This is a genomic window from Mycobacterium sp. TH-M15, assembly GCF_057473705.1.
Window position 1 is genome coordinate 1 of record NZ_JBYCLB010000584.1, and the last position, 5,792, is coordinate 5,792.

Here is a 5,792-nt window from a genome sequence, read left to right on the forward strand (position 1 = left end):
GCCGGGTGCGCTGAGCCTGGTGGTGCCCCAGGCCCCGTCGCTGCGGTGGGATCTGGGTGAGACCCGGGGCACCGTGATGGTCCGGATGCCGCTGCACCCGGTCGCCCTCGACGTGCTGCGCGAGGTGGGGCCGATGGCGGTGTCGAGCGCCAACGTCTCCGGCAGCGCCCCGGCGATGGACGCCGCCGAGGCGCGCCGCCAGCTCGGCGACCTGGTCGACGTGTACCTGAACGGCGGGCCGGCCGCCCAGCAGGCGGCGTCGACGATTCTCGACCTGACCGGACCCGCGCCGCGCATCCTGCGGCCCGGCCCGGTCTCCGCCGAGGCCGTCGCGGCCGTTCTCGGGGTGGACCCCGGTGAGTTGACCGCCTGACGGCGCCGGCTCGATCCGTGCAGTACGGTCGCGGGGTGAGCGTGGACAGCCTGGGCGTGGACAGCCTGGCCGGCGGCCTGCTGGCGCTCTCCGACCGCGGCGCCGGCGTGCCGCTGCGGGAGCTGGCCCTGGTCGGGCTGACCGCGGCGTCGATCACCTACTTCGCCACCGGACCGGTGCGGGTGCTGGCCACCCGGATCGGCGCGGTGGCCTACCCGCGCGCCCGCGACGTGCACACCCGGCCGACGCCGCGGATGGGTGGACTGGCGATGTACATCGGCGTCGTCGCGGCGATCTTCCTGGCGTCCCAGCTGCCGGCGCTGACCCGCGGGTTCCTCTACTCCACCGGGCTGCCGGCGGTGCTGGTGGCCGGTGGCGGCATCATGGCCATCGGTCTGCTGGACGACAAGTGGGGCTTGGACGCGCTGACCAAGTTCGCCGGCCAGATCACCGCGGCCAGTGTGCTGGTCACCATGGGGGTGGCGTGGAGCGTGCTGTACATCCCGGTCGGCGGGGTCGGCACGGTGGTGCTGGACCAGGCGTCGTCGATCCTGGTCACCCTGGCCCTGACGGTGGCCATCGTCAACGCGATGAACTTCGTCGACGGGCTGGACGGGCTGGCCGCCGGCCTGGGCCTGATCACCGCGCTGGCGATCTGCCTGTTCTCCGTCGGAGTGCTCAAAGGCCACGGCGGTGACGTGCTGTTCTACCCGCCGGCGGTGATCTCGGTGGTGCTGGCCGGCGCGTGCCTGGGGTTTCTGCCGCACAACTTCTATCCGGCGAAAGTCTTCATGGGCGACTCCGGATCCATGCTGATCGGACTGATGCTCGCCGCGGCGTCCACCACCGCCGCCGGCCCCATCTCGCAGAGTGCCTACGGGGCGCGCGACATGTTCGCCCTGCTGTCGCCGTTCCTGCTGGTCGTCGCGGTGATGGCGGTGCCGGCGCTGGACATGCTGCTGGCGATCATCCGGCGCACCCGGGCGGGCCGCAGCCCGTTCAGCCCGGACAAGATGCACCTGCACCACCGGCTGCTGGAGATCGGCCATTCGCACCGGCGGGTGGTGCTGCTGATCTATCTGTGGGTGGCCATCATCGCGTTCGGCACCGCCGGCACCACCTTGTTCGACCCGCGCTACACCGGCGCGGTGATGCTGGCTGCGATCGCGATCGCGACGGTCGTTACGCTGATCCCGTTGCTTCGCGGTCAGGACGACGTGCACGACGAGGGGTGACGGCAGCGCCTGGCAGTGATTGGCAGGTGCTGTCAGCGCGCCCCGTTTCGCCGTCCGATACGCTCGGGGCGCAAGCGGCACTGGAAAAACGAGAGACAGGGGTGAGTGCGGTGACCACACCAGCGCAAGACGCGCCGTTGGTCTCTCCCGCCACCGCATTCAACCCGGTCCGGCTGCTGGTGATCAGCGTCGCCGTCACCGCGGTGGCGGTGGTGGCGGCCGCGGCGCGCAGCCACGCGCTGCTGGGCGCGTTCTTCGGGCTGGGGATGGCGCTCGGCTTGGTCAACGCCCTGCTGGTTCGCCGCTCGGTCACCTCGATCACCGCCCGCGAGCACCCGCTGAAGTCGAAGATGGCGGTCGACTCGGCGGCCCGGTTGTTGATCATCAGCGTGATCGCACTCGTCGTCACCTTGCTGTTCCTGCGTCACGGCGGCCTGGGCGTCGTCGTCGGGCTGGCGGCGTTCCAGGTGATCCTGGTGTTGAGCACGATCGTGCCGGTGGTAAAAAAGCTGCGCACCCAGGTGCAGTTCGGACCGGACGACGACGGCGTGAAAGGGACGGCCATCGATGACTGAGATGATCCTGGCCGGAGGCGCACTCGAGGTCGGTGAGCACCGCACCGCGGTCTGGCCGCTGGTGGGCACGGTGAACGTAGACACGGTGATGTCGTCCGCGGTCGCCGGGCTGATCGTGATCGCACTCGCGTTCTTTCTGCGCGCCAAGGTCACCTCCACCGGTGTGCCCGGCGGGGTGCAGCTGTTCTTCGAGACCGTGACGGTCGGGATGCGTAACCAGATCGAAAGTGCCATCGGTATCCGGATCGCCCCATTCGTGCTGCCGCTGGCGGTGGCCATCTTCGTCTACATCCTGATCTCCAACTGGCTGGCGGTGCTGCCGCTGCAGTACACGGACTCGCACGGCCGAAACACCGAGTTGCTGCCGTCGGCGGCGGCGGACATCAACTATGTCGCCGCACTGGCGGTGTTCGTGTTCATCTGCTACCACCTGGCAGGATTCTGGCGGCGCGGTCTGCTCGGCCACCCGTGGCGGGTGCTCAAGGGCCACTTCTGGCCCATGGCGTTGTTCAACCTCATCGAAGAGATCGCCAAGCCGGTCTCGCTGTCGCTGCGGCTCTTCGGCAACATCTTCGCCGGCGGGATCATGGTCATGCTGATCGGGTTGTTCCCGCCGATGCTGATGTGGGCTCCGAACGCGCTGTGGAAGTCGTTCGACCTGTTCATCGGGTTGATCCAGGCATTCATCTTCGCGCTGCTGACCATCTTGTACTTCGGTCAGGCGATGGAGATGGAAGAGCACGAGTAACCCGAAGACACAACCAAAACCTGGTAGACGACTGCCAGGAAGCAAGGAGGAGAGAAGGATATGGACCCCCAAATCGCGATGGGCGCCCTCATTGGTGGCGGCCTCATCCTCGGCGGCGGCGCTATCGGCGCGGCCATCGGTGACGGTGTCGCCGGGCACGCGCTGATCTCCGGTGTCGCGCGGCAACCGGAGGCACAGGGCCGGCTGTTCATCCCGTTCTTCATCACCGTCGGTCTGGTGGAGGCGATGTACTTCATCAACTTCGCGTTGTTCATCGTGTTCGTCTACGCCACCCCGATCAAGTAATCCGCGCGGATGGGCGATATGGGCCGCATCGGTGACGATGCCGTGCGAAGCGATGCTGGGGAGCGACGCCGATGAGCGCCGTCTTTCTGGCGATGCGCCACCTGGCCGAGGGCGGCGACGGGGCTGACGAGGGCGGCGGTAACTTCCTCATCCCGAACGGCACCTTCTTCGTCGAGTTGGCGATCTTCCTGATCGTGCTCACCGTGATCAGTGTGTTCGTGGTGCCGCCGATCATGAAGGTGCTGCGGGAGCGGGAGAACATGGTCACCAAAACCCTCGCCGACAACAAGCAGTCGGCCGAGCAGTTCGCCGCCGCCGAAGCCGACTACGAGCAGCAGATGGCCGAGGCCCGAACCGGGGCGTCGGCGCTGCGCGACAGCGCCCGGGTCGCCGGGCGCCAGGTGGTCGACGACGCGCGGTCCGGTGCCGATACCGAGGTGGCGGCGACGCTGCAGAGCGCCGCCGAACAGCTCAAGCTGCACAGCGACGCGGCAACCGACGAGTTGCGTGCCCGGGTGGATGCGTTGTCGACCACCTTGGCCACCCGAATCCTCGGGGTAGACGCCCAGGGTGCGGCCACGAAAGTACGGCGGTAGCAGGCGATGTCGACGTTCATCGGAAACCTTTTCGGGTTTGCGGCCATCATCTTGCTGTTGTGGCGGTTCGTTCTTCCGCCGCTGCACCGGATGATGGCCGAGCAGCAGCAGTCCATCCGGTCACAGCTGGAGGAGGCGGCGGCCGCGGCCGTGCGGCTGGCGGACGCCGACCAGGCGCACGCCCAGGCGGTCGCCGACGCGCAGGTGGAGGCCGAGCGGGTCACCGCCGAGGCGCAGGCCGACGCCGAGCGGATCACCGAACAGCTGGGCGCCCAGGCCGTCACCGAGGCGGATCGCATCAAAGCGCAGGGCGGTCAGCAGGTCGGGCTGCTGCGGGCGCAGACGATTCGTGAGCTGCGGTCGGGCCTGGGCGACGACGCCGTGCGCCGGGCCGCCGAGCTGGTCCGGGAGCATGTCGCCGACCCGGCTCGCCAGTCCGCCACCGTCGACCGGTTCCTCGACGAGCTCGATGCGATGGCACCGAAGCCGGGCAGCACGGCCGGCGCAGCGGACCTGGTCTCGGCCAACATGCGCTCGGCCAGCCGGCAGGCACTGGACGCTGTGCTGGAACGGTTCACCGGACTCGCCGACGGTCTAGACGACCAGGGTCTCTCCGGCCTGGCCGACGACCTGACCGCGGTGGGGCAGCTCCTGGTCCGCGAGCCGATGGTGGCCCGCTACCTCACCGTGGCGTCCGACGACGCCGCCCCCCGGGTTCAGCTGGTCGAGCGGCTGCTGGCCGGGAAGATCGGTGGCCCGGCGCTGCAGTTGATGAAGGCGGCGGTGTCGGCCCGGTGGTCCACCGAGGCCGACCTGGTCACCGCGACCGAACACGTCGCGCGCCAAGCCCTGCTGCTGCGCGCCGAGCGGGACGGCCACGCCGACGAGGTCGAAGACCAGCTGTTCCGGTTCTCCCGGATCCTCGACGCCCAGCCGCGGCTGGACACCCTGCTGGGCGACGACACCATGCCGGCCGAGGGCCGGGTCCGCCTGCTGCGCGACGTGATCGGCCGGGGCGGGGTCAACCCGGCCGCGGCCGCACTGCTCGCGCAGACGGTCGCGCTGCTGCGCGGCCGGCCGGCGCACGACGCGGTGCGGAACCTGGCTCAGATCGCGGTCGCTCGGCGCGGTGAGATCGTGGCGCACGTCGGGGCTGCGGCCGAACTGACCGACGCCCAGCGCACCCGGCTGGGTACCGTGCTGAGCCGGATCTACAGCCACCCGGTGCGGGTGCAGCTGCACCTCGACGACGCGCTGCTGGGTGGGCTTACCATCGCAGTCGACGACGAGGTGATCGACGGTTCACTCTCGTCCCGGCTGGCCGCCGCCAAAGCCCAGTTGCCGGACTGACCACCAGCTATCGACCACCATCAGTAACCGAAGGCAGGAAGACGAAAAGCCATGGCAGAGTTGACAATCTCCGCTGACGACATCCAGGGAGCCATCGAGGAGTACGTGGGCTCCTTCTCCCCGGCGAGTGCCCGTGAGGAAGTCGGTACCGTCATCGACGCCGGTGACGGCATCGCGCACGTGGAGGGTCTGCCGTCGGTGATGACCCAGGAACTGCTGGAGTTCCCCGGCGGAGTGCTGGGGGTGGCGCTCAACCTCGACGAGCACAGCGTCGGCACGGTGATCCTGGGCAACTTCGAGAACATCGAGGAAGGCCAGCAGGTCAAGCGCACCGGGGAGGTGCTGTCGGTGCCGGTCGGCGACGGGTTCCTGGGCCGGGTGGTCAACCCGCTCGGCCAGCCGATCGACGCCCGCGGCGAGATCGACGCCGAGGAACGCCGCGCGCTGGAGATCCAGGCGCCGTCGGTGGTGCAGCGCCAGGGTGTCAGGGAGCCGCTGCAGACCGGCATCAAGGCGGTCGACTCGATGACCCCGATCGGCCGGGGGCAGCGGCAGCTGATCATCGGCGACCGCAAGACCGGGAAGACCGCCGTCTGCGTCGACACCATC

At 69.2% G+C, this 5,792-nt stretch carries 8 protein-coding genes; all 8 read left to right on the forward strand.

Going from position 1 to position 5,792, the window contains the following annotated elements:
* Positions 1-373: L-threonylcarbamoyladenylate synthase (locus AC2VNT_RS14405; protein WP_486947504.1), on the forward strand; the 373-nt coding region annotated here is incomplete at its 5' end.
* A gap of 17 nt (positions 374-390) precedes the next feature.
* Positions 391-1,608 (forward strand): glycosyltransferase family 4 protein, encoded by a 1,218-nt coding sequence (locus AC2VNT_RS14410; RefSeq protein WP_486947505.1) that lies wholly within the window; start codon positions 391-393, stop codon positions 1,606-1,608.
* A 110-nt stretch (positions 1,609-1,718) separates the two neighbouring features.
* A complete protein-coding gene (locus tag AC2VNT_RS14415) occupies positions 1,719-2,183 on the forward strand; it encodes an ATP synthase subunit I (protein ID WP_486947506.1) in 465 nt (154 codons plus the stop codon).
* The gene (gene atpB, locus AC2VNT_RS14420; protein WP_486947507.1) at positions 2,176-2,931 is read left to right on the forward strand and encodes a F0F1 ATP synthase subunit A; all 756 of its coding nucleotides are present in this window, start codon (positions 2,176-2,178) and stop codon (positions 2,929-2,931) included. The genes AC2VNT_RS14415 and atpB overlap by 8 nt, the downstream gene beginning before the upstream one ends.
* Positions 2,932-2,991: 60 nt before the next feature.
* Complete coding sequence (locus tag AC2VNT_RS14425; RefSeq protein WP_486947508.1) at positions 2,992-3,237, forward strand: F0F1 ATP synthase subunit C; 246 nt, start codon at positions 2,992-2,994, stop codon at positions 3,235-3,237.
* Between the two features lie 71 nt (positions 3,238-3,308).
* On the forward strand, positions 3,309-3,833 hold the full coding sequence (locus tag AC2VNT_RS14430; RefSeq protein ID WP_486947509.1) for a F0F1 ATP synthase subunit B: 525 nt from the start codon (positions 3,309-3,311) through the stop codon (positions 3,831-3,833).
* Between the two features lie 6 nt (positions 3,834-3,839).
* Positions 3,840-5,183 carry a F0F1 ATP synthase subunit B/delta gene (locus AC2VNT_RS14435; protein ID WP_486947510.1) on the forward strand — a complete coding sequence of 448 codons (1,344 nt, stop codon included), beginning with the start codon at positions 3,840-3,842 and terminating at the stop codon, positions 5,181-5,183.
* A 51-nt stretch (positions 5,184-5,234) separates the two neighbouring features.
* Positions 5,235-5,792, forward strand: a 558-nt coding sequence (locus AC2VNT_RS14440) for a F0F1 ATP synthase subunit alpha (RefSeq protein ID WP_486947511.1), incomplete at its 3' end; no start/stop codon positions are given.